Consider the following 21995-nt stretch of genomic DNA (forward strand, 5'->3'; position numbering starts at 1 on the left):
GCCGGGATTCACCCTTTCGAGGGGAACGTCGGCCGTGCATCGTTCGTCGGAGTGAGTGGGACATCGCGATCGCGGGGGTGGCGGGGAGTGACGGAGCAGCGGGCGGTGTCCATGGACCGGGTTGTGTCGATCGGGGCATGCAGGCCGGGGTGTGTCTGCCTCTGTTGCTTTTCCGTACGGCATGGCACGATCTCGATCGACGCTGGATGTTACTGACGGTAAATCAGATAGCTGGGTTGGGAACTGCTCGGAGGGGGAGCCCGTGTACCGACGTCACTGTGCCGCCGCCGCGATCACTCTGGTCTGCGCGCTGGCGGTCCTCGCCTCGCCGGTCCAGGCGTTCGCCGCACCGGCAGCGCCCGTGCCGGCCGCCCCGCCCGAGGCGCCGGCGAAGCCCGGGAAGAAGAGCCTCGAAGAGGTGCGCCAGGAGATCGACGCGCTGTACCTCAAGGCCGGTGCCGCCACGGACGCGTACAACCTCGCCGAGGAGAAGGCCAAGAAGCAGTCGGGCGAGCTGGTCGAGCTGGCCCAGGCGATAGTCGAGGGCCAGGCGAAGATCGCCGACCTCAAGAACCGGGCCGGTGCCCAGGCCCGCGAGCAGTACCGCAACGCCGGACTGCCGGCAGGCGCGCGGCTCATGCTCAGCGGCGACCCGCAGCTCTTCCTCGACGGGGTGAGCCGCGCCCGCCAGGGCCAGCAGGCCACCAAGGGTCTCCTGGGAGAACTGACCAGGACGCAGAACGACTTGGAGACGTACACCAAGGACGCCAGCACCAACTGGACGAAGCTCGAAGCCAATCGCGTCAAGCAGGCCAAGGCCAAGAAGAAGATCAACGCCCAGATAGCGGCGGCGAAGAAGCTGGAGTCCCAGCTGGAGAAGGAGGAGCGCGCCCGGCTCCTGAAGATGGAGCAGGAGGCGGCGTACCAGGCACAGACCGCCTGGCTGAGCTCCGGCGCGCTCAAGGAGATCAACCGCGAGGCAAGCCCCAGCGGCAAGAAGGCGGTGGCCTTCGCGACCGCCCAGATCGGCAAGCCGTACGTGTGGGGAGCGGAGGGCCCGAAGTCGTACGACTGCTCCGGGCTGACGTCCCAGGCGTGGGCGGCGGCCGGCCGGCCGATCCCGCGCACCTCGCAGGAGCAGTGGCGGCTGCTGCCGCACATCGCGATCAAGGACATGCGCCCCGGCGACCTGATCATCTACCACGGTGACGCCACCCACGTCGGGATGTACGTCGGCGACGGCGCGATCGTGCACGCCCCGCGCCCCGGCCGCAACGTCACGCTGGCCGGAGCGGGCTCGATGCAGATACTCGGCGTGGTCCGCCCCGACGCGTAGTCCTTGAGCGGACGGCGGAGGCGGGGGCCGGTGCGCGGGGCGGTCCTCGGCGGGGGGCGCGGGTTCGGGCGGCGGGAGCGGGTGACGCGGGGCGGTTCCGGGCAGCCGGGGAGCGCCCCCGGCTCGGGCGGCGGGAGCGGGGGCCGGTGCGCGAGGCGGTCACGGGTGACGCGGGGCGGCTATCGGCAGCGGGGCGGTTCCGGGCAGCCGGGGAGCGCACCCGGCTCGGGCGGCGGGCTCGCCGCCGACGTGACCAAGCCCCCGGCTCGGCGGTGGGCCGGGCTCCGACGTGGGCGGGGCCCGGAGTGGGCGGCGCCCTGGCGTGCCCGTGGCGTGAGCGGGGCGTGCCCGTGGTGTGAGCGGGGCCGCTTCCGCCACCCCCGGCCGGCGTGACCATTGTCATGCCGTCGTGGGTGGCCCCGGGGCGACCGGTCGCGCCTGATCCGTGACCTGACGCGGCTTATGGCGGTGCATATGCCGGGGGCCGCGTGCGAGTCGCCATTCCGTTCCCGCGCCCCGTACCGCTATGGTCCCCGTCTGGCGGGTCGTCGATCGTCGTTCCGCCGCGCCCTCGGGGGGAGGGAAGGAAACCCGAACCGATGCCCGTATCCGTACCGCAGCCGTGTTCCGCCCCCGCTGCGGAGACCAGCTCCGGCGCCGGCCTCACCCTCCTGGTGATCGAGGACGACCCCGCGGGCACCTTCACCGCACCGGAGCTCTCCGCGGCGGCCGGTGCCCGGGTCCGTATCCGGGCCGCCCGCAACCTCACCGAGGCGGGCCGTCTCCTCACCGACGACGTGGACTGCATCCTGCTGGACCTGGCGCTTCCGGCCGGCGCCGAGTCGCGCGGCGACCGGGAGGGCGACGAGGACGGGCTTGCCACGCTCAAGCACGTACTGCGGATGGCGCCCCGCCACGCCGTGCTCGCCCTCACCGCGGAGGACGACGCCGAGCTGGCCGCCGAGGCGGTCCGGGTGGGCGCGCAGGACCATCTCTTCCGCGGCGAGCTGGACAGCAGGCTGCTGAGCCGGGCCATCCGTTACGCCGTCGAACGCAAACGCGCCGACGTCGCGCAGCACCAGCTCACCGAGTCCCGGCTGCGCGCCCAGGAGAACGCCCGGCTGGAACGCGGGCTGCTCCCCACCCCGCTGCTCGAAGGCTCCGACCTGCGCTTCGCGGCCCACTACCGGCCGGGCCGCAGCCGGGCCCTGCTCGGCGGGGACTTCTACGACACGGTCCGCACCCCGGACGGCACGGTCCACGCGATGATCGGCGACGTCTGCGGCCACGGCCCGGACGAGGCGGCGCTCGGGGTGGAGCTGCGCATAGCGTGGCGGGCTTTGACGCTGGCGGGGCTCTGCGGCGACGAACTGCTGTCGACCCTCCAGCAGGTCCTGGAGCACGAGCGGGAGAGCGAGGAGATCTTCGCGACGCTCTGCACCGTCGACATCGCCCCGGACGGCCGCCGGGCGGGCCTGTGCCTGGCGGGCCATCCCGCCCCGCTGATCGCCCGCCGGGGACGGGCGGCGCAGCTGCTGCCGTACGAGGACGGCGGACCCGCGCTGGGCCTGCTGCCGCGTGCGCGGTGGCCCCGCAGGCAGGTGGAGCTGGGCGGCTCGTGGAGCCTGATGATGTACACGGACGGACTGATCGAGGGCCGCGTCGGCGACGGCACGCGGCGGCTGGGCCAGGACGGCATGGTCGCGATGGTCAACCGGCAGCTGGCCGAGGGCCTGGCCGGTGAGGAACTGCTGGAGGCGGCGGTCACCCACGTGCGGGAGCTGAACGGCGGCGAGCTGACCGACGACGTGGCGGTGCTGCTGCTCGACCGCGACCAGGAGACCGTGCGTCACCGGCCGGCGGGCGCCGGCCGGAGTGTGAACATCCCGCGTCCCCGCCCCGGCCGGTCCTCACCCGCGAGGGCTCAGCGCCCGCCGTTGTAGGGCCCGTACGGGCCGTCGCTGCTGGAGCCGCCGCTGCGGCGGCCGCCGCCGGAGACGGCCTTGAGGGCGGGCCGTACGTCGACCAGGAACACGATGGACGCGACGAGCCCGGCGATCTGGATGAACACCATCGGCACCCAGAGGTTCACGACCACCGCGATCCCGAGGATGACCAGCCAGAAGGGCTTCGTCTGCTTGCCCGCCGCGCGGTACGCGTCCTCGCGGGCGATCGCGGCCATGACCAACGCCACGACGGCGAGGACGGTTATGACCGTGAAGATGAGCCCGAGGAACGTCTGAAAGCCTTCGAGCAACATGATGTGCACCGCCTAGTGAGTGGGTGAGCGCCTCCCGGCCAAGGTACCGGGAGCGCGGGACGGACCCGAACAAAAGCTGCCCGCCCGCCCTCCCGGCACACCTGCCGGAAGCACGGTCCTACTTGGCGGAGGGCGGCGTGGCCTTCTTCGCTGCGGGCTTGCGCGCGGGTGCCTTCTTGGCGGCGGCGGGCTTCGCGGTGCCGGCGGGCTTCGCAGCAGCCGGCTTCGCCGCGGCGGCGGGCCTCACGGCCGGGGCGGGCTTCGCGGCGGCGGGCTTCACGGCGGGGGCGGGCTTCGCGGCGGCCGGGCGGGCCTCCTTGCGCGGCTCGACGACGACGGCGATCTCGACGATCTCCTCGGCGGTCTCGCCCCGCCACGTCCGCACGGTCTGCTCGCCGCGCTCGGCGACCTTCTCGTACGTCTCCCGGGCCCTGACCGCGTACTCGGCGGCCACGCCCACCCCGCGCAGCGCCAGGTCCTGGGCGTTCTCGCCGAGCTTCTTCAGGTCGGTGTCGAACGCGCCGATCACCTCGGTGACCTTGGCCTGCAACGTGGCCTGCGCCTCCTTGGCCTGCCCGGCGACCTTCTCCTGCACGGCCTTGGGGTCGGCGTTGCGCACGGCCTCGATGCGCTCGGGCGCCTCGGCCCGCAGCTGTTCGAGCAGCGCCGGGACCTTACGGGCCTGGCGCACCGCGAGGTCGGCGGTGCCGGCGGCGAAGTAGAGGGGGGTCGGGTCGGTGAGGGTCTTGCGCAGGTCATCGGTGATGGCCATGACTGTGGTCCTCCCGGATCATCAGACTGAGTGTGAGGGTGGTGGAAGCTCTCAAGGTGTATCGGCAGCACTGCCACCGGGACTGAAGGGCGCGTCCGGTGCGGACGCCTCCGCTTCCTCTGCCCCGGGCTCGTCGTCCAAGCCGTTCTCCTTGCGGAAGGAGGCGTAGATCTGGAGCAGCACGCTCTTCTGCCGCTCGTTGATCGACGGATCGGCGAGGATCACCGCCCGCGTCTCCAGTTCCTCCCGCTCCCGCTCGTCCAGAATCCCGGCGCGCACGTACAGGGTCTCGGCGGAGATCCGCAGCGCCTTGGCGACCTGCTGCAACACCTCGGCGCTGGGCTTGCGCAGCCCGCGCTCGATCTGGCTCAGGTAGGGGTTGGACACCCCGGCCGCGTCGGCGAGCTGCCGCAGCGAGAGCTGAGCGTTGCGGCGCTGCTCGCGCAGGTAGTCGCCGAGGTTGCCGACGTTGAGTGATGCCATGCGTCGATGGTGCACCCGCCCTGCTAACTATTGCAAGCAGACGCTTGCAATAGTGTTCGATGCCACTCGGGCGAGCCTCTGTGACGCGCAGCGACGTGTCCTGTCTCCGCGATGTGTAGGCAGTCCCGCTCGTCTGTAGGCATGCGCGGCCGTGTCCCGGTCATGTGTAGGCAAGTTCTGGAGAGTTCCGGTCTTGTGTAGGTACGGCGGTCACGGCGCTTCTACGGTCGAAGTGGCTGGTCGGCGTCGTACCGGAGGCCCGGATGGATGTGCGCGAGGTGGCGGCGGAGGATGTCGAGCTGGAGTACACCAGCGCGGCCGGGGTCCGCGAGCGAGGGTCTTTGGGACGTCTGTGGTCGGTCCCGTTCGAGTCGGTACGGCCCGAGCGCCGGTTCCCGGCTTTCCGAGGTCAGGGCAACTGGTGCGGCTGGTACTGGTCGGCGACCTGCGGCGGGCATGTGGGATATGAGTCGTGGCTGGAGCGCGACCACTTGATGGTGCTCGACTTCGATCCGCTGGTGATGGGCATGGCTTCGCAGCCGTTCCGGCTGTCGTGGACCCGGCCAGACGGGAAGCGGGTGCGGCACACACCGGACTTCTTCGTCCGCCGCGACGACGGCACGGGCCTGGTGGTGGACGTGCGTCCGGACGAGCGGATCGGGCCGGATGACGCGGCGAAGTTCACGGTGACGGCGGCGGCATGCCGGTCGGTGGGCTGGGACTTCGCGCGGGTGGGGACGCCGGAAGGGGTGCTGATGGCGAACGTGCGGTGGCTGGCCGGCTACCGCCATCCGCGGGTGCACTGCCCGGAGGTCGCCGCCCGGCTGGTGAAGGTGTTCGCCGACGGCGGCGGGTTATTGGCCGGGGCCCTGCGGGTGGGCGATCAGATCGCGGTGCTGCCGGTGCTGTTCCACCTGCTCTGGCGCGGGGTCCTGGCCGTGGATCTGGAGGCCGGGCTGTTGTCGGCGGATTCGCAAGTCCGGCTCGGCATGGTGCGGGAAGGGGGCGGGGATGCCTTCGCGTCCACGGCTGCTGCGAGCGGGTGACCTGGTCCGGTTCGACGGACGGCTCCACACGGTGGCCGCGCTGGAGGGGACTGCGGTCCGGCTGGTCGACGAGGCACAGTCGGCTAGCGTGGTGATGCTGGCCCATCTGCTGTCCTCGGAGGGCTTCGGGGTGGTCACCCCCGTCTCGGTGCGGACGGTCGTCCCGGCGGCCGGCGTGCTGGAGGGGCTTCCCGCCCAGGCGGTCGAGCGAGCCGAGTGGTGGCAGCGGCACTTGGCGGAGATGCTCACGGGCCGCCCGGTGGATGATCCGCAGGGCCCGGTGCGGGCCGAGTACGACCCGGCGGTGAGGTCGCTGCGGCAGCGTGAGCTGACCAAGGCCGCAGAGCTGGCCGGGGCCGGGCACACGACGTCGCTGGCCCTGATCCAGAGGATGCGGCGCCGTTTCGAGGACGAGGGGGTGCTGGGGCTGGTCGACCCGCGGCTGCGGGCCGTCTCGGACGGCACGGGCCGCGCCGACCGGCGGGTGGTCGAGGCCCTGCGCAGGGTCGTGGACGATCAAACGGGCCGGTCCACGGTCTCCGCGCAGGTGCTTCGGCGCCGGATGGAACGCCTGTTGGAAGCCGAACACGGGCCCGGAGTCGTGCCGTTGCCATCGCGCACGGCGTTCTACCGGCTGCTGAAGGCAGTCAGCTCCGGCCGTCACACGCTGGGTTCGACCCGCACCCGCCGTTCGCTGGCCAAGCAGCCGGACGGCGTGTTCGGTCAGCTGACCGCGGCCCGGGCGGGCGAGGTGATGGAGATCGACTCAACTCCGCTGGATGTGCTGGTCGTGCACGACGACGGCACGGTGGACACCATCGAGCTGACCGGCATCGTGGATCTCGCGACGCGCACGCTGGCCGCGGCGGTGCTGCGGCCGTCGACGAAGGCGGTGGACGCCGCGCTGCTGCTGGCACGGGCGATGACGCCGGAGCCGATGCGTCCGGGCTGGGCCGACGCGCTGCGGATGTCCCGTTCGGTGCTGCCGCACGCCTCGCTCATGGCACTGGACGAACGGTTGGCCCACGCCGCGGCGATTCCGGTAATCACGCCGGAGACGATCGTCTGCGACCGGGGCAAGGCCTACATCTCCGACACGTTCCGCTCCGCCTGCCAGGCACTGGGCATCTCCTTCCAGCCCGCCCACCCCGACACCCCGACGGACAAGCCGCACATCGAGACGACGCTCGGATCGGTGGCCACGATGTTCGTCCAGCACCTTCCCGGCTACAAGGGACGCAGCACCGAACATCGCGGCACCGATCCAGCAGCAGAGGCGGTCTGGACGATCCACCGGCTCCAGGAGCTGCTGCAGGAATGGATCGTCCACTGGCAGAACCGGCCGCACGACGGCCTGCGGGACCCGCTGATGCCCGGCAAGGCGTTAAGCCCGAACGAGAAGTACGCCGCCTTGGTCGCGGCTGCCGGACACGTCCCGGTCGCGCTCAGCCCGGACGAGTACATCGAGCTGCTGCCCCGCTGCCGACGAAGGATCAACTCCTACGGCATCCGCCTGGGCCACCGCACCTACGACAGCGCGGAGTTGAACCCCTTCCGCCGTCAGCCGTCCGGCGCCGGCCAGAACGAGCGGGGTTGGGAGGTTCACTACGACCCCTACGACATCTCCCGCGTCTGGGTACGCAACCACCGCGAAGGTGGCTGGATCACCGCCGTCTGGCGGCACCTTCGCACTGCCCCGACGCCGATGGGCGAACTGGCCTGGGACCACGCCCGCCGCATCCTTGCCCAGCGAGGCACCGACCCGGCGCACGAGGACGAGATCGCCGAGGCCGCCGTCGCTCTGCTGGACCGCGCCGCCGACGGCCCGGAGGAGAAACCCGCGAAGGCGTCTCGCGCATCGCGCCGGGGCCGCAAGGTCGCCGCCCGGACCCGGGCCACCGCCGAACCTTCCTGGCCCCGGCCCGACGAGCCGGCCGAAGAGCCCGCCGCCGAGCCGGTGGAGACGGACGAGGACGAACTCGCCGACGTGATCCCGCTGGAGATCTTCGACGCACGCAAGGAGGCCGAACGGTGGTGGTGAACATACCGGAGCCGGAAGGCGAGGAAGTGCCTGAGCCCGTCGAGAACCGCACGGACCCGTCCACGCGCCTGGAGGGATGGCGCCGGTTCGTCGAAGAGGACCCGGCCGTCTTCCACCTGCTGCCCGAGCAGCAGTGGCAGTCTTTGAGCCCGCCGACGCGGGACGCCTACGACGAGGCCCGCATCGCTTACCACTCCGAACTGCAGGTCGTGCGCACGTCCACGGTCAAGGAGATCGCCCACCAGGGACGGTTGCTGACCCTGCTCAACCAGCGTGAGCACGGCGCCCGCCGCGGGCTCATCGTCTCCGGGGAGTGGACCACCGGGAAGACCACCGCGCTCAAGCAGCTCGGCCGCCTGCACGAACTGCGCGTCCGACAGCGCTACCCGGGAAGCGACCGCATCCCGGTCGTCTACATCACCGCCCCGCCCAAGGGGTCCCCGCGCAAACTCGCCCTGGAGTTCGCCCGTTTCCTCGGCCTGCCCGTGATCGGCCCGAGGCACAACACCATCGACGTGACCAGCGCCGTCTGCCAGGTGCTCATCGAGTCCCGCACGGACCTGGTTCTGGTCGACGAGATCCACCTGCTCAACCACGCCACCATCGCCGGGGAAGACCTCTCCGACCACCTGAAGTACTTCACTGAGCATCTGCCCGCAACGTTCGTCTATGCCGGGATCAACGTCGAACAGTCGGGGCTGTTCACCGGGATCCGCGGCAAGCAGCTTGCCGGCCGCTGCGTCCTCATCCGCACCGGTCCCTTCCCGCTCAACGCCCAGTGGCGGTCCCTGATCGCCTCCATGGAGAACACCATCCGTCTCCACCGGCACGAGCCGAACACCCTGGTGAAGATGGCGAAACACCTGCACCAGCGCACCGGCGGCATGATCGGAAGCCTCTCCCACCTGATCCGGGCGGCGGCGATCTCCGCGATCCTGGACGGAACCGAGCGCATCACCCGGACGACGATCAAGAACATCCGCATCGACCACAGCAGCGAGTCCTCCACCCGCGGACGCACCGCCTCTCTGCCCCGCACTGGCTGACCATGACATTCCACCCGGCACTGATCCGCCCTCTGCCCATCACGCTGCCGCCCTTCCCCGGCGAGTGCGAATCGTCCTACTGGAACCGCCTGGCCCTGGCGAACCACGTCCCCCTGGCCCGCCTGCGCTCTCCCTCACGCTGGTTGGACTCCCGTCTCACCAGCCTCGACACCCTCTGCGTCCTCAGCGGCCAGTCTCGGAAGACCCTGGCCGGGGCGATCCCCGACCTCCGCATGGACGACGCCTCACTCACGACGGAAAACCACGTCCCGGCCCCCGACCACACGCTTCGCTGGGCCTGCCGCCGTTGCGTCGTCACACGCACTGGTTCGACGCTGCCCGCCCAGGTCTGGGCCTCCATCCACAACGAAGTCTGCATCCGCCACAACCTCTGGATTGGCAAGAACGTCCTCGCCCCTGAACAACAGCTTGACCTGTCCCGAACCCCCGACGTCATTCGCGCTCAACGCCACTACTGGCGACTCCGACGGCGATACGGCCCGACCCTCATCGACGCGTGCTACGTCGCCACCGGCAAGCTCTGGAGCGGTCTGGCCCACCGCCACTACCGGCTCACCCACCGCGCCGAACTCCTCCACGACCTGGTCGTGGTCAAGGCACCCACCGTCGAACCGGACAAAAAGGCCCCATGGCTGGAAGCCGCTGGATACCCCGAACACATCACGTTGATCAGCCTGTTCTCATCAGGTCATTGGAGGCGATCGATCCTCAGCGACGACCTTCTCGTCGTCACCCGGGCCATTGCCGAATTCCACCGCCGCTTCCCGCTGCAGGCACCCCTGCGAGGCACCAGCCGCACATGGCTCAGCACCACCATCGAGGCCACGGCCAGAAAGGTCGAAACTCTCCGGCCCGCCACACGACCCGCAGAAGATCCATAAGCGGTTCTGCTGTCGGCAGACTCGCTGGATGTCATACGGCGGCCTGCCAGGATGGCCGCATGGGGAAGAACATGGCGGTGCGTCGACTCGATCTCGGGTACTTCATCCGGCCTGCGTCGGAGACGGGCGGCCCACAACCACGAGTCGAACCTGTCCTTGCCTACCTGGTGCAACACGACCAGGGGTTGATCCTCTTCGATACCGGCATCGGCGGCGCGGACCTCGAAACCGAAGCACACTACCGACCCCGACGGCGAGCGTTGCAGGACGCCCTGTCAGCGTCCGGAGTCGCCCTTGATGACATCTCCATGGTCGTGAACTGCCACCTGCACTTCGACCACTGCGGCGGAAATCCCCTCCTGGGTGGCAAACCCATCCTGGTTCAGGACGTCGAACTGGCCACCGCTCGTCAGGGCAATTACACCTTCGATGAACTGATCGACTTCCCCGGCGCAACCTACGAGGAAGTCGCCGGCGAAACCGAAGTCTGGCCGGGAGTCTGGATCATTCCGACGCCTGGGCACACCCAAGGGCACCAGTCGCTGGTTCTCTGGCAAGGCGACGGCACAGTAGTCCTCGCCGGCCAGGCACACGACTTCGCTTCCCATTTCGCGTCCGACCAACTGGCCCGTCACGCGGCACTCCAGGGCGTGGAGCAGCCGCTTCCTCCTTATCAGCACTGGCTGGAGCGACTCGCCGACTTTGACCCACGACGTGTGCTCTTCGCCCACGACTGCTCGGTCTGGGAACCGCCGCGGACCACCTGACCGCGTCGACCACGGAGCCGCTGAACCCGACGCTCCAGCACAAGCCACACACCGAACTGCCCACACATAAGCGGGACAACTTCGCCCAGCGTGTCCCAGACAAGTCGAAGCACCGCAGGTCACAGCCTCGCACTACCCACACTTAGCTGGGACAGGACAGCAGCGACGACTGTCCGTTGTCCGATCTCGTTCGTGGTGGCGAATCCTCATCGCGTCGCGTGCTGAACGGGGGAGTTCGCTTCGTTCGTGGGGTTCATCCGCAAACCCTTCGCAGCCCAGACGCCCGATTGGTCAGCCTTTGGACAAGCGGCGAGCTCGATGCCATTCCCACCCCGGTGGCTCACGGTTTGCGAGCCTACGGCGTCCAGGACTGCCGTCTTGCCGGGAGCCGGGCTCTGCCGGAGTTCCCCTCGCCGCGGAGCCGGAACGGCACCGTGTGACCATGCCGATATGACATCGGGTCGGATCATCTTCCTCAATGGCACCTCCAGTTCAGGGAAGTCGAGCATCGCCCGGGAGCTTCTGGACCTCCTGGACGACGGCGTCTTCTTCCACCTGGCGGTCGACAGCTTCAACGCGATGCGCAGCAAGCGGGAGCTCGGGGCGGAGGAGCTCGACGCCGCGCTGCGACGGACCAGGATGGGCTTTCACCGTTCGATTGCGGCCATGGCCGAGGTGGGCAACGACATCGTGGTCGACCATGTGCTGAGCGAGCCGTGGCGACTGCTCGACTGCCTGACGGTGCTGCCACCCGAGGACGTGCTGTTTGTCGGCGTCCACTGCCCGCTCGACGAGCTGGCCCGCCGTGAGCCGGCCCGGGGCAACCGGCCGGCGGGCCTCGCGGCACACCAATACGACCTGGTCCACGCCCACGGCGACTACGACGTGGAGTGCGACACCAGCACGGCGAGCCCACGCGAGTGCGCACAGCGCATCAAGGAGCTCCTCCGGCAGCGCCCCACCCCCACCGCCTTCACCCGCCTCCGGCGACGCCGTCCGACGGACAGCCAAGAACCGCCGACGGCGAAGCACAGCCTCTTCGGCTAAGGCAAACGCGCTCATGCCCCGGTGGACTTGCACAGAAGCCAGGTGCGGTGAGAACAGCGAGACACTGCTTGGCGGCGAAGGACGGCTCTACAACGCGTACGAGCTTCCGGCCGGCCTGATTCGAGAGCTGCCGATTCGGTTCGCGCCGCTGGGGTTTCCCGCATTGCCGCGATAACGCCAATCAGCGCGCGATGATGCAAAAAGGATGCCCGGCAGGGTCTGTGAGGACCCGCGCCTTGTCCCCGTGCGGCTGGTGATCCGGTTTGCCAGCACCCAGTTCCAGTAGCCGGGCCTCGGCCTCGTCCAGGCTTTCCCTGACCTTGAAGCAGATGTGAAGCTGCTGGGGAACGATCTGGCCGGGCCAACTCGGGGCCCGGTAGTCCTCGACCCGCTGGAAGCCGATGAAGAGTCCGTCCTCGCGGTTGAGACCGGCGAACTCGGCGTCCGACTTCGGGTGCGGTTCAAAGCCGGTGGCCTGCTGGTAGAACGCCGCCAGGGCCGGCGGATCAGGGCAATCGAGGGTTATCGCGACCAGTTCCATCCGCAGGGGCATGAGACCTCCGAGCCGATCAGTGGACTTCCGAGCACGCCACAGAGGCGGCTGCCTACCGTTGAGCGGGACGAAGAGAGGGCGTTCGTTCCACTCAGCCGTCAGCACAGCAGGTCAGGGCCTCACCATGCCAACGGATATCCGGGACGGGACAGGACAGCGGTGGACCTGGCGGAGTCCGGCCGTTCCGGCGCCTACCGCACGGCCGGCCAGTCGGCGCTGATCCGGCCGGCGACGGAGAATTCGGTTGTGCAGTCCGGGCACGTCGCGCGTCCGAACGCGTAAGTTGCCCAGCCCCGGGGCCCGCTCCAGCCGCGGCGCCCTCGTAGCCCCGCACGGCTTCCAGCGGGTGGATGCAGTTGGTGCGACCGGATGGCATCCGGAGCTGCTGGTTCGCCGCCGCCATGAGGCTCTCGATCTCCCCGGCGTGCTGCGCACGGACGCCGCCGGCCCCGCGCGACTGCCCGGCGCCCGCCAAGCTCGCGCCGGCCGGAGCCAGGGCGTTCAACGCCTCCTCCCGGTCGTCACCGCCGGCTACGCCGGTCAGCCGGGGCTACGCGGCGAAGCCGGCCGAGCAGACGCGGCCCTGGTGGCACAGGGCAGACCGCAGGTGGTGGCGGTTCAGTCCGCAGCCTCAGCTCCGGCCCGGACTGATAGCCTGCGATCTTCGCCGGTCCCCCGGACGGAGTCCCCCAGCAGGTCGCCATGTCACACCATCAGCAGCTCATGGCCGCCCTCGATGCACTGGACCGCGCCTTCGCCTCCGAGGAGCCGTTCCCCGTCGGTGGTTGCACGTACTGCTACGGCGAGGAGGGTCTCGCTGAACTCTCCAGACCGCTGCACCTCATACCCGACGACATGGTGTCCGCGGCCGCCGGAGAGGTACCCAGCCACTGGGACGACTTCTCGCGTCTGTACCGGCGTCTCGTCCCACGTATCGTCCGCCCCCTTGTCGCCGGCCAGTTCCACGTCTCCGAGGAGCTGATCGCCACCCGCCTGGTCGAAGCGGGCTGGAGCACCTGGGACGCACCCCTGCCCGACGCTCTTCGCAATGTCTGGACCGCATGGTGGCAGGCCACATTGCACACCTACCCCAGCTCAGTGCCCATCAGGGGCACCCTCGGCCTCATCACTGTCGCCACCGACAGCCTGCGCCCTTGGCTGGACATATGGACCGCCACCCGGACCCCGGCTGCCGACGCGCACTTGGCGGACCTGACGGTCGACGTGCTGTTCGAGGACGAGATCACCGACCTGAGCCTGGGATTCGACAGCGAATACCACGCCACCGCGGAGCTGGTGCAATGGCTCCTCACCGATGTGCGCGACCGCGTCGCCAACTCCCGTCTCGACGATCCGGACTTCATTCACCACCTCCAGCAGTTGATCAGCACTCCAGCCGACGTCTCGACCGACGCCGTTCACAAGGGCGACACCTGAGCTCTTGGGGTTGTCGTCGGATCGGGCGACGACGGCCGCGGCGTAGGCCATCCACCCCCCGCCACTCGCCCGTATCAACTCCGTTGATACGGGCTCACTTTGGACGCAGGCCGCCGGGTCCGGACTCCGGCGCGGCCCCGCCGGCAGCGGTCTTCTCCTTGGGCCGAGCGGCTGCACCTGCTGCCAGGACGGGCTCGATCAGGTCGTCCATCCAGCGTCCCAGGAGGTCCAGCAGCGCCATCGGGATCTTCAGGCTCAGTCGTTCCTGCCGTACCTGCCGTACCTGCCGTTCCCGCCGTACTGGGCGTACTGGCCGTACCGGCCGTACCGCGACGAGGCGGTAGACCTGGCTCCGGTCGATGACACCGGCTCACGTACACACGCCGTGCGACGAACTGCCCGCGCCCCGGCCGGGGCAGGACAAGACAGGGCAGGGCAGGTCATCAGGTCACGGCTGGGGCGGGCGCAAGGTGCCGGAGAGGACCGTGGTCACCATCTTGTGGATGGCGGCGGGCCGCGGTGGGGCGCTCGACCGGTCGGCGAACAGCAGGTGTCCGGCTCCGACGAGGGTGGGGGCGAGTGTGTCGACGTCGGCGTCGGCGGCCAGGCGGCCCGCCTCCCGCTCGGCGCTGAGGTAGGCGGCGATCATGGCGGCGCCCTGCATGAGCAGGGGGATTCCGGTCAATCCGGCTTCGCGCAGCCGGGCGCGGAGGCCGTCGCGGAAGGTGATGAGCGCGACGACCGCCACCGTGACCGGCCCGAACAGGTCCCGCAGCGCCTCGGCGAGGTTGTCCACCACAGTGCCGGTGCCGGCGGCCTCGCGCAGCCTCGTGGTCCGGTCCTCGATGGCGCGGACGCGGTCGAGAACCAGCTCCGCCAGGAAGGCGTCGAAGTCGGCGAAGTGCCGGTGCAGCACGCCCTTGGCGCAGTTCGCCTCCTCCGTGACCGCACGGCTGGTTAGCGCGTCGGGCCCGTCCCGAAACAGGACGCGGTCGGCGGCCTCGAACAACTGGCCGCGCACGTTGTGGATGTGCACCCCTGACGGCATGGTCTCCCTTTCCGCGCCGCGCCGCGCCGCCTCAACAAGTGGGCAGTTGCCCACTAGAGTGGGCGCATGCCCACTCTATCGCGGGGACAGTCGGACGCGTCCGGACCCGAGCCCCATCGCCACCGGCAGACGGCCGAGTCGTTCGGCGTGGACGCCGAGCGCTACGACCGCGCCCGACCGCCGTATCCCGAGGCCCTGGTGGACCGGATCGTCGCCGCGAGCCCCGGCCCGCGCGTCCTCGACGTCGGCGCCGGGACCGGCATCGAGGCCCGGCAGTTCCGGGCGGCCGGCTGCACGGTGCTCGGTGTCGAGCCCGACGAACGGATGGCCGCCTTCGCGCGACGCGGCGGTGTCGAGGTCGAGGTAGCCAGGTTCGAGGACTGGCAGCCGGCCGGGCGGCGGTTCGACGCGGTCGTCGCGGGGACCGCCTGGCACTGGGTGGACCCCGTCGCCGGTGCGGCCAAGGCGGCCCAGGTGCTCCGGCCCGGGGGCCGGCTCGCCCCCTTCCACCATGTCCCCCAGCTCCCGGCCGAGGTGGCCGACGCCCTCACCGCGGCACTCCGACGGGTCGCCCCCGACTCCCCGTTCAACCCCGGCCTGCTGAAGGGACCGGCCGTGGACGCGTACCAGCCGCTGTTCGAGCGGATCGCCGACGGGATCCGGCAGACGGGCCGGTTCGGCGAGCCGGAGCAGTGGCGCTTCGCCTGGGAGCGCGTCTACTCGCGGGAGGAGTGGCTCGACCAGCTCCCCACCTTCGGCGGCCTCACCCAGCTCCCCGCGGACAGGCTGGCGGAGGTCCTTGACAGCGCCGGGGCCGCGATCGACCTGCTCGGCGGCCACGCGACCATGCCCTACACGTCCGTCGTGATCACCTCGACCCGATCCGGTACGGACTGACCCGCCCGGGACTTCGGGCGCTGCCGGGCGCGAGCGGACCGGCCGGCCCGGATGCGACCGGAGGGGGCGGATGCGCCCCGGGGGCGGATGCGACCCGGAGAGGCCGGATGCGCCCGGGGGGGGGACGGATGCGCCCCGGGGGCGGATGCGCCCCGGGGGCGGATGCGCCCCGAAGAGGCCGGATGCGACCTGAGGGCGGATGCGACCCGGAGAGGCCGGATGCGCCCGGGGGCCGGTCCCAGCGGATATTTCCTTTCCGCGCGACGCCGAACTCCGGAACACTGGGCGCCCATGGATGAGGTCGAGGTCGTTGTCGCCCACTCCGAGCGGGCGACCCTGCGCGTCGGTGACGTGTTCCTGAAGGTGGACGCCGATCAGGCGCGTATCGATGCCGAGGTCGAGGCGATGTCCCTCGCTCCGGTCCCGACCCCGGAAGTCCTGTGGCGCAAGCCGCCCGTGCTCGCGATCGCAGCGGTGCCGGGGGTGACGCTCGGGCGCCTCGGCGGGCCGTCGACCGGGGCGCCGGCGGCGTGGGCCGCGGCGGGCGCCGCCATCCGGAAGCTGCACGAGGCACCGCTGCCGCCCAGAGTCGGCCGGGCGGGCCGGAGCATCGTCGCGCTGGCGGCGGAACTCGACGCCGAGTGCGAGGCGCTCGTGGCGAACGGCCTCCTGCCCGCCGCCCTGGTCACCCGCAACCGCCGGGTCGCCGAGGCCGCGCTCCGGCCGTGGGCCCCGGCGTTCACACACGGCGACCTCCAGATCGCGCACGTCTTCCTGGACGGCGACGAGGTCACGGGCATCATCGACTGGTCCGAGGCGGGCCGGGGCGACGCCCTGTACGACCTGGCCACCTTCACCCTCGGCCACGAGGAACGCCTCGGCGACGTCCTCGCCGGCTACGGCACCGGCATCGACCTCGGCGTGATCCACGCGTGGTGGTCGCTGCGAAGCCTGCTGGCGGTCCGCTGGCTGACCGAGCACGGCTTCGACCCGTTCGCGCCGGGCTGTGAGGTCGATGTGCTGAGGTCCCGGATGTGAGGTGGCGCGGCCCGCCCGCCGGGGTGGCCACACCGTCGGGGAGCCGGTCGACTTCCGCGGCGCGACCTGCATGACGGCCGGCAGAGGCCGGAATGCGGCCGGGAATCAGGGACACCGGGCCCCCGGCCGGCGTGGTCAGGACGGCTGGACCTCGTCGAAGACGGCGAGGGCCTCGGCGGGGTCCGGGCCGACGAGGCGTTCCAGGCCGGCCGCCGTCATCTGCGCCCACCTGCCGGCCCGTGCCCACATCCGCTCCTCGAAGGCGCGGACGGCCGCGTCCGGGTCCGCGGGGCCGGCGGCCAGGGACTCGGCGAGTTCGGCGCCCTCCAGCATCGCGAGGTTGGCGCCCGCACCCAGCGGGGGCATCAGATGGGCCGCGTCGCCCAGGAGCGTGACCCCGGGGACATGGGTCCAGGTGTGGGAGACGGGCAGGACATGGAGGGGGCGGTGGACGAAGGCGGCGCCCCGGCGGAGGAGGTCGAGCACGGGGGCCGCCCAGCCGTCGAACAGGGTCAGCAGGCTCGCCCGCACGGCGTCGGCGTCGGCCGGGTCCAGGTCCGCGTGCCAGTCCAGCGGCGCGCGGAACTGCGCGTACACCTTGATGTGGCCGCCGCTGTTGCGCTGGGCGATGAGGGCCCGGTTCACGCCGTACACCGCGACGGAACCGTCACCGGTCAGCCGGGCGAGGTCCGGGTGGCAGGTGTCGGCGTCGTCCAGGGAGGTCTCGACCGCGGTGATGCCCGTGTAGTGCGGCATCACCGGGGAGAGCGCCGGGCGGGTCCGGGACCAGGCGCCGTCCGCGCCGATCACGAGGTCGAACGTCTCCTGCCGCCCGTCCTCGAAGTGGACCCGTACGCCGCCGGCCCCGGGCACCACCCGCGTCGCTCCCCTCCCCCACTGGACGTCGAGGGGGCCGAGCAGCAGGTCACGGAGTTGCCCGCGGTCGATCTCGGGATTGGCCCGGTCGTCCGGGCGGGGGCGCCAGTCACGCAGGACCGTCCCGTCCGGGTCCAGGATGCGCATGGCCTGCCCCTCGGGGCGGGACAGCACCCGGAAATCGGCCAGCAGCCCCGCCTTGTCCAGTGCGAGCTGGCCCAGCCCTTCCTGTAGGTCCAGCGTGCCGCCCGGAGGACGGGCGTCGGGGGCGGGATCGCGTTCGAAAACGGTGGCGGGGTGGCCGTGGCGGTGCAGGACCCGGGCGAAGGTGAGGCCGGCGGGACCGCCGCCGATCACGGCGATGCGTTGTCTCATGTCGATACACTGTATTGGCACGGTACGCCGTATCGCAACGTACGGTGTGAGCATGACTGTGTGGGACCGGCCGGAGCCGCCGATTCAACCCGTGCCACTCGACCGGGAACGGATCGTCGCCGCCGCCCTCGCGCTGGCCGACGAGGGCGGGCTCGCGGCGGTGTCCGTGCGCAAGGTCGCCGCCCGCCTGGACGCCGGCCCGATGCGGTTGTATCGGTACATCTCCACCAAGGAGGAGCTGTTCGACCTCATGGTGGACGCGGTCCAGGCCGAGATCCGCCCCGAGGAGCAGCCGGGTGACTGGCGGGAGGCACTGCGCGGCCTCGCCCATCGCACCAGGCGGGCCGCCCTGCGGCACGAATGGCTGGCCGACCTGCTCGGTGGCCGCCCGGCCATGGGTCCGAACGGCCTCGCCGTCGCCGAGGCCACGCTGTCCGCCTTCGACGACGTCGCCGACATCGACACCGCCATGCGCGCCGTGGAGACGGTCAGCGCCTACTTCATCGGCGCGATCAGGCGCGAGACCGCGCATGTGCGGGCCGAGCGCGCCTCCGGCCTGTCCAAGCACGACTGGCAGCGGGCATCCGGCCCGCACCTGACGGACATGCTGGCCACCGGCCGCTTCCCGGCGGTGACCAGGGTCGTACACGAGGGCGCGGACGTGGACGCCGAGACGTCCTTCGCCACCGGCCTGGACTGGATCCTCGACGCCGTGGCCGCCAAGCTCACCCCGTCGCCAGGGACGTGACCTGCCGTGGCCGCCAAGTCCACCCCGCCGCCAGGGGCGTGACCCTCGCGGGCCGCGGCCCCGTCGCCAGGGACGTGACCCTCACAGGCCGGGTCTCGCCCCGGCAGCCCCCAGGAACCCCGACACCGCCGCCGCGAACGCCCCCGCGTCGTCCACCCACGGATAGTGGCCCGCCCCCGGCTGCGTGACGAGCGCCGCGTCGGGGAACAACGCGGCGAACTCCGCCACCGCGCCCGGCGGGCTGTTCAGGTCGTACTCGCCGGCCAGGAGAAGGACGGGTACGGCGAGCTTCGCGAGGGTACGGCGCGTCGCGGGCGGGTCGAACGCACCCTCGGCGGCGAAGAGGGCGACGGACTCCGGATCGCCCGAATCGCCCGGACTGCCCAGCTCCTGCTGCCGGCGGGCGGACTCGTCCCAGCGGCCGTGGAGGAATGGCGCGACGGCCTCCCAGTCGGCGCCCGCCCCCCGGGTGATCGCCTCCAGCGCGGCGAAGGCAGGCGCGAACCAGGGCTCGGCACACCGCAGCCGCGCGAGCGCCCGGCGCTGCTCCCCGGTGACCCCGATGCCGACGGCCCGCGTGCTCGGGGCGATCAGAGCGAGCCGGCCGATCCGCTCCGGGTGCCGGTCCGCGTACCGCACCGCGATGTTCGCGCCCGCGGAGTGGGCGAGCAACTCCGCACGGTCGAGGCCGAGATGGCGGCGCAGCGCCTCCACGTCGTCGGCGAGGCGGTCGCAGCGGTACGTCGAGGTGTCGGCCGGGACCGCCGACGCGCCGTTGCCCCGCAGGTCGGGAACGACGAGACGGCGGTACGCGGACAGGCCGCCCAGGTCGCCGAGGTAGCGGGAGTCCGCCGGGCCGCCCGGGAGACAGACGAGCGGGTCGCCGGGGGCATCCCCGTACGTGCGGTAGGCGAGCCGGGTCCCGTCGGGCGCGTGGAACGTCGCGGTTACTGGAGGCTTCATGGGGGAAGAGTGACAGCCATAACCAGGTTGTACAACCTGATTATGGTCGCTCGTTCTCGGTGTATAACTGGGTGATGGCAGGTGAAGGCGGCACCCAGCAGGACCCCGGCGGGCTCACCGAGGAGCAGGCCGGGCGCATGCTCGCCGGGATGAACGAGGTCATTCGCGCGGGCGAGGAGATGCGCGGGCTCCGCGCCGAAATGATCAAGGTGTTCGTCGGTCTCGGCTGGACCCAGGACCGCATCGCCCGGCTCACCGGCATGAGCCAGCCCGCCGTGTCCAAGCAGGTGGCCAAGCACCGCGACGCCGGACCGCGGCCGCCGCTGGACCTCTCCCTCGGCCAGGGCGACCCGCCGTGGCTGGAGGGGCGGCTGTGGGGCGTCGCCGAGGACATCGCCGAGAGGTACCCCGCGACCGCCCGCTGCGGCCCCGCCGTCGACGCCCTCGCGCGGGGCCGGAGGCACTTCACGCCGGAGAACGTCGACGCGCTGCGAAGGCTCGTGGAGGAGGACCTGCGGCGGTACGGGGACGAACTGGCCGCGCACCGGGCCGCGTACGACGAGATCAGCCGCGCGCTCGACGTGCCGTCACGACCGGACACCGCCCCGGCCGGCCCGGCGTCCGTACGCCGCACCCTCGCCCACCGGCTCCAGCGCGACCGGCTCGAAGGTGGCGCCGCCGGGCACGGCGCCCTCTAGGCTCGGCCCATGGACCAGTTCCTGCCGCTCCTCGTCTGCGTGGGCGTCCTCGCGACCGTCATGGGTTTCCTCGGCTGGGTGGCCGTATCCGTACGTCGGCGCGGGGGCGCCGGGGCGGCGATGCAGGCCGCGATGGCCTCGTACGACGAGGCGTTCCGGGCGACGGCCCACGAGTCGTACTACGAGATCCGGGCACAGGCGGACCGGAAGGCTCCGATGGCCTCGCCCGACGACCCGTGGCGGCCGGTGTACGACCGGCGCGACCGGACGCACGCGACCCGCGCCCGTGGCTCCCGGCGGCACCGCAACGCGTTCGTCCGATGGTGGCGACACAGCGGCTGACATCGGCCGGCATCGGCTCAGAGAACCGGGCGGGAAACCGGGAGGGAAACCCGGGCGGGAAACCCGGGCGGGAATCACTCAGAAGCCGCTCACCGCCGCAGTCGCCGCCCGCAGCGCCCCCGCGTCCCGGCCCATCAGCACGTCCGTGCTGTCCGCCCACTGGTCCACCGCCCCGGTCAGCGGCAGGCCCCGCAGCTCCGGGTCCGTGACGGACGCGGCGAGGGGGCGGGCGAAGCGTTCCGCGTGCAGGACCAGATAGGGGCGGCTGTGGTACGGGCGGGGCTTGGGGTCCACCGGGGCGATGAGGCCCAGGGCGTTCTGGCGGTCCGCGACCGCCTCGTACGCGGCGCACAGGTGCCGTTCCCGTTCCGGATACTCCGTCGCGGCCAGCGCGCCGAGCAGGGCCGGCGTCAGCGCCCCGGCCGTTTCCAGACGGGCGAACGCGCTGCCCAGCCACTTCGTGTACGGCACGTAGCACCGTTCCATGAGCAGGCTCAGGCGCATCAGGTCGCGGACCAGCCGGGCCGCGACGACGGCGGAGCCGAGCGCGTCGCCGGTCTCGGCGCAGCGGCCGACGAACGCCTCCTCCTGGGAGATCCGCTGCCACTGGCAGGCCAGGACGTGGCGCCAGACCTGTTCGGGGTAGCGGGCCAGGCGCCGGCGCGCGGTGGTGAGGAGACCGGGGCCGTCGTGGTGGACGGCGCCGGCGGTGATCCCGGCCAGCTTCTGCTGCGGGATCGCGAGCCAGTCCCGGGCGGACGGTTCGGCGGCGGAGGCGTCGAATCCCGCCTCCTCGGTCAGCCACGCCGTGAGGTCGTGGATGAGGACGCGGTGGTCGACGGGCCCCTCGGTCGCCGCCATGTGCGCGGCCGGGTCGAGCGGGTCGGCGGCGGGGCCGAAGTGCGTCGGCCAGCCGCGGATCTCCTTGGGCAGCCGGTCCGCCAGCAGCCGCCGGATCTCCTCGCCGTGCGCCGCCGCGTCGGCCGGGGCGAGGAACAGGTCCAGGCGCGGGCCCCAGTCGTGGTCGGCCGAGCGCGCGGTGTCGAAGCCCAGCACCTCGGAGCCGGGACCGAGCCGCGCGGCGGCGTACGGCAGACCGGGGAAGCACTCGTCGAGGAGGGGCCGCACCGCCTCCTCGTACAGGACGCGAGAGAGCTCGATGCCGGGCAGGAAGGAGGGTTCGGGGTGGGACGCCATACCGTCACCCTGCGGGGTCCGCGGGCTTCCCGGCCACCGGATTTCGCCCGCGCCCCGCCTTGCCGCTTTCCCCGCCCGGCCACCGGATTTCGCCCGCGCCCCGCCTTGCCGCTTTCCCCGCCC

At 71.5% G+C, this 21995-nt stretch carries 23 protein-coding genes; 14 read left to right on the forward strand and 9 right to left on the reverse strand.

Annotation, left to right across the window (positions count from 1 at the left end; translation table 11 throughout):
* The first annotated feature begins 262 nt into the window (after positions 1 to 262).
* The gene (locus B082_RS0120525; RefSeq protein ID WP_018553692.1) at positions 263 to 1336 is read left to right on the forward strand and encodes a C40 family peptidase; all 1074 of its coding nucleotides are present in this window, start codon (positions 263 to 265) and stop codon (positions 1334 to 1336) included.
* 599 nt (positions 1337 to 1935) lie between these two features.
* On the forward strand, positions 1936 to 3279 hold the full coding sequence (locus B082_RS0120530; RefSeq protein WP_018553693.1) for a PP2C family protein-serine/threonine phosphatase: 1344 nt from the start codon (positions 1936 to 1938) through the stop codon (positions 3277 to 3279).
* Here the strand turns inward: B082_RS0120530 and B082_RS0120535 are convergent.
* The 3 genes from B082_RS0120535 to B082_RS0120545 form a co-directional block, all read right to left on the reverse strand.
* Positions 3261 to 3596, reverse strand: a complete 336-nt coding sequence (locus B082_RS0120535) for a DUF2516 family protein (RefSeq protein ID WP_026249999.1) — start codon at positions 3594 to 3596, stop codon at positions 3261 to 3263. The genes B082_RS0120530 and B082_RS0120535 overlap by 19 nt on opposite strands.
* Before the next feature lie 118 nt (positions 3597 to 3714).
* Entirely contained in the window at positions 3715 to 4368 is a 654-nt protein-coding gene (locus B082_RS0120540; protein WP_018553695.1) for a hypothetical protein, read from the reverse strand.
* Positions 4369 to 4419: 51 nt separating this feature from the next.
* On the reverse strand, positions 4420 to 4851 hold the full coding sequence (locus tag B082_RS0120545) for a helix-turn-helix domain-containing protein (protein ID WP_018553696.1): 432 nt from the start codon (positions 4849 to 4851) through the stop codon (positions 4420 to 4422).
* A gap of 263 nt (positions 4852 to 5114) precedes the next feature.
* On the opposite strand from B082_RS0120545, the gene B082_RS0120550 reads away from it, so the two are divergent.
* The 6 genes from B082_RS0120550 to B082_RS0120575 all read left to right on the forward strand — a co-directional run bounded on the left by B082_RS0120550 (position 5115) and on the right by B082_RS0120575 (position 11700).
* Positions 5115 to 5897 carry a TnsA-like heteromeric transposase endonuclease subunit gene (locus tag B082_RS0120550; RefSeq protein ID WP_018553697.1) on the forward strand — a complete coding sequence of 261 codons (783 nt, stop codon included), beginning with the start codon at positions 5115 to 5117 and terminating at the stop codon, positions 5895 to 5897.
* On the forward strand, positions 5863 to 7938 hold the full coding sequence (locus B082_RS0120555) for a Mu transposase C-terminal domain-containing protein (RefSeq protein ID WP_018553698.1): 2076 nt from the start codon (positions 5863 to 5865) through the stop codon (positions 7936 to 7938). The genes B082_RS0120550 and B082_RS0120555 overlap by 35 nt, the downstream gene beginning before the upstream one ends.
* Complete coding sequence (locus B082_RS0120560; RefSeq protein WP_018553699.1) at positions 7929 to 8984, forward strand: ATP-binding protein; 1056 nt, start codon at positions 7929 to 7931, stop codon at positions 8982 to 8984. Before B082_RS0120555 ends, B082_RS0120560 begins: the two co-directional genes overlap by 10 nt.
* 2 nt (positions 8985 to 8986) lie before the next feature.
* On the forward strand, positions 8987 to 9886 hold the full coding sequence (locus B082_RS36365) for a TniQ family protein (RefSeq protein ID WP_051094651.1): 900 nt from the start codon (positions 8987 to 8989) through the stop codon (positions 9884 to 9886).
* A gap of 59 nt (positions 9887 to 9945) precedes the next feature.
* The gene (locus B082_RS0120570) at positions 9946 to 10653 is read left to right on the forward strand and encodes an N-acyl homoserine lactonase family protein (RefSeq protein ID WP_018553700.1); all 708 of its coding nucleotides are present in this window, start codon (positions 9946 to 9948) and stop codon (positions 10651 to 10653) included.
* 450 nt (positions 10654 to 11103) lie between these two features.
* The gene (locus tag B082_RS0120575; RefSeq protein WP_018553701.1) at positions 11104 to 11700 is read left to right on the forward strand and encodes a chloramphenicol phosphotransferase CPT family protein; all 597 of its coding nucleotides are present in this window, start codon (positions 11104 to 11106) and stop codon (positions 11698 to 11700) included.
* A gap of 181 nt (positions 11701 to 11881) precedes the next feature.
* On the opposite strand, the gene B082_RS0120580 is transcribed toward B082_RS0120575, so the two are convergent.
* Positions 11882 to 12253, reverse strand: a complete 372-nt coding sequence (locus tag B082_RS0120580) for a VOC family protein (protein ID WP_018553702.1) — start codon at positions 12251 to 12253, stop codon at positions 11882 to 11884.
* Between the two features lie 702 nt (positions 12254 to 12955).
* Here B082_RS0120580 and B082_RS0120590 point away from each other — a divergent pair.
* Positions 12956 to 13690 (forward strand): hypothetical protein, encoded by a 735-nt coding sequence (locus tag B082_RS0120590; RefSeq protein ID WP_018553704.1) that lies wholly within the window; start codon positions 12956 to 12958, stop codon positions 13688 to 13690.
* A 94-nt stretch (positions 13691 to 13784) separates the two neighbouring features.
* Here B082_RS0120590 and B082_RS39230 read toward each other — a convergent pair whose 3' ends face one another.
* Both B082_RS39230 and B082_RS0120600 read right to left on the reverse strand, forming a co-directional pair.
* Positions 13785 to 13931: a hypothetical protein gene (locus B082_RS39230; RefSeq protein ID WP_018553705.1), complete on the reverse strand. Its 147-nt coding sequence runs from the start codon at positions 13929 to 13931 to the stop codon at positions 13785 to 13787.
* A gap of 207 nt (positions 13932 to 14138) precedes the next feature.
* Positions 14139 to 14738 (reverse strand): TetR/AcrR family transcriptional regulator, encoded by a 600-nt coding sequence (locus B082_RS0120600; protein WP_026250001.1) that lies wholly within the window; start codon positions 14736 to 14738, stop codon positions 14139 to 14141.
* A gap of 66 nt (positions 14739 to 14804) precedes the next feature.
* Here B082_RS0120600 and B082_RS0120605 point away from each other — a divergent pair, with 66 nt between their 5' ends.
* Complete coding sequence (locus tag B082_RS0120605) at positions 14805 to 15635, forward strand: class I SAM-dependent methyltransferase (RefSeq protein ID WP_026250002.1); 831 nt, start codon at positions 14805 to 14807, stop codon at positions 15633 to 15635.
* Between the two features lie 291 nt (positions 15636 to 15926).
* Positions 15927 to 16673, forward strand: coding sequence for a phosphotransferase family protein (locus tag B082_RS0120610; protein WP_018553708.1), 747 nt, complete (start codon positions 15927 to 15929; stop codon positions 16671 to 16673).
* 135 nt (positions 16674 to 16808) lie between these two features.
* Here the strand turns inward: B082_RS0120610 and B082_RS0120615 are convergent, their stop codons facing one another.
* Entirely contained in the window at positions 16809 to 17924 is a 1116-nt protein-coding gene (locus B082_RS0120615) for an FAD-dependent oxidoreductase (protein WP_037710583.1), read from the reverse strand.
* Positions 17925 to 17976: 52 nt separating this feature from the next.
* Here B082_RS0120615 and B082_RS0120620 point away from each other — a divergent pair, with 52 nt between their 5' ends.
* The gene (locus B082_RS0120620) at positions 17977 to 18672 is read left to right on the forward strand and encodes a TetR/AcrR family transcriptional regulator (protein WP_026250003.1); all 696 of its coding nucleotides are present in this window, start codon (positions 17977 to 17979) and stop codon (positions 18670 to 18672) included.
* 81 nt (positions 18673 to 18753) lie between these two features.
* Here B082_RS0120620 and B082_RS0120625 read toward each other — a convergent pair whose 3' ends face one another.
* Positions 18754 to 19635 (reverse strand): alpha/beta fold hydrolase, encoded by an 882-nt coding sequence (locus B082_RS0120625; RefSeq protein ID WP_018553711.1) that lies wholly within the window; start codon positions 19633 to 19635, stop codon positions 18754 to 18756.
* A 74-nt stretch (positions 19636 to 19709) separates the two neighbouring features.
* On the opposite strand from B082_RS0120625, the gene B082_RS0120630 reads away from it, so the two are divergent.
* Complete coding sequence (locus B082_RS0120630; RefSeq protein WP_018553712.1) at positions 19710 to 20333, forward strand: hypothetical protein; 624 nt, start codon at positions 19710 to 19712, stop codon at positions 20331 to 20333.
* A 9-nt stretch (positions 20334 to 20342) separates the two neighbouring features.
* Positions 20343 to 20675: a hypothetical protein gene (locus tag B082_RS0120635; protein ID WP_018553713.1), complete on the forward strand. Its 333-nt coding sequence runs from the start codon at positions 20343 to 20345 to the stop codon at positions 20673 to 20675.
* 78 nt (positions 20676 to 20753) lie between these two features.
* On the opposite strand, the gene B082_RS0120640 is transcribed toward B082_RS0120635, so the two are convergent.
* Positions 20754 to 21872: a DUF4037 domain-containing protein gene (locus B082_RS0120640; RefSeq protein WP_018553714.1), complete on the reverse strand. Its 1119-nt coding sequence runs from the start codon at positions 21870 to 21872 to the stop codon at positions 20754 to 20756.
* Positions 21873 to 21995: the final 123 nt, after the last annotated feature.

Origin of the sequence: Streptomyces sp. ATexAB-D23 (assembly GCF_000373645.1) — a bacterium.
Taxonomy (GTDB): domain Bacteria; phylum Actinomycetota; class Actinomycetes; order Streptomycetales; family Streptomycetaceae; genus Streptomyces; species Streptomyces castrisilvae.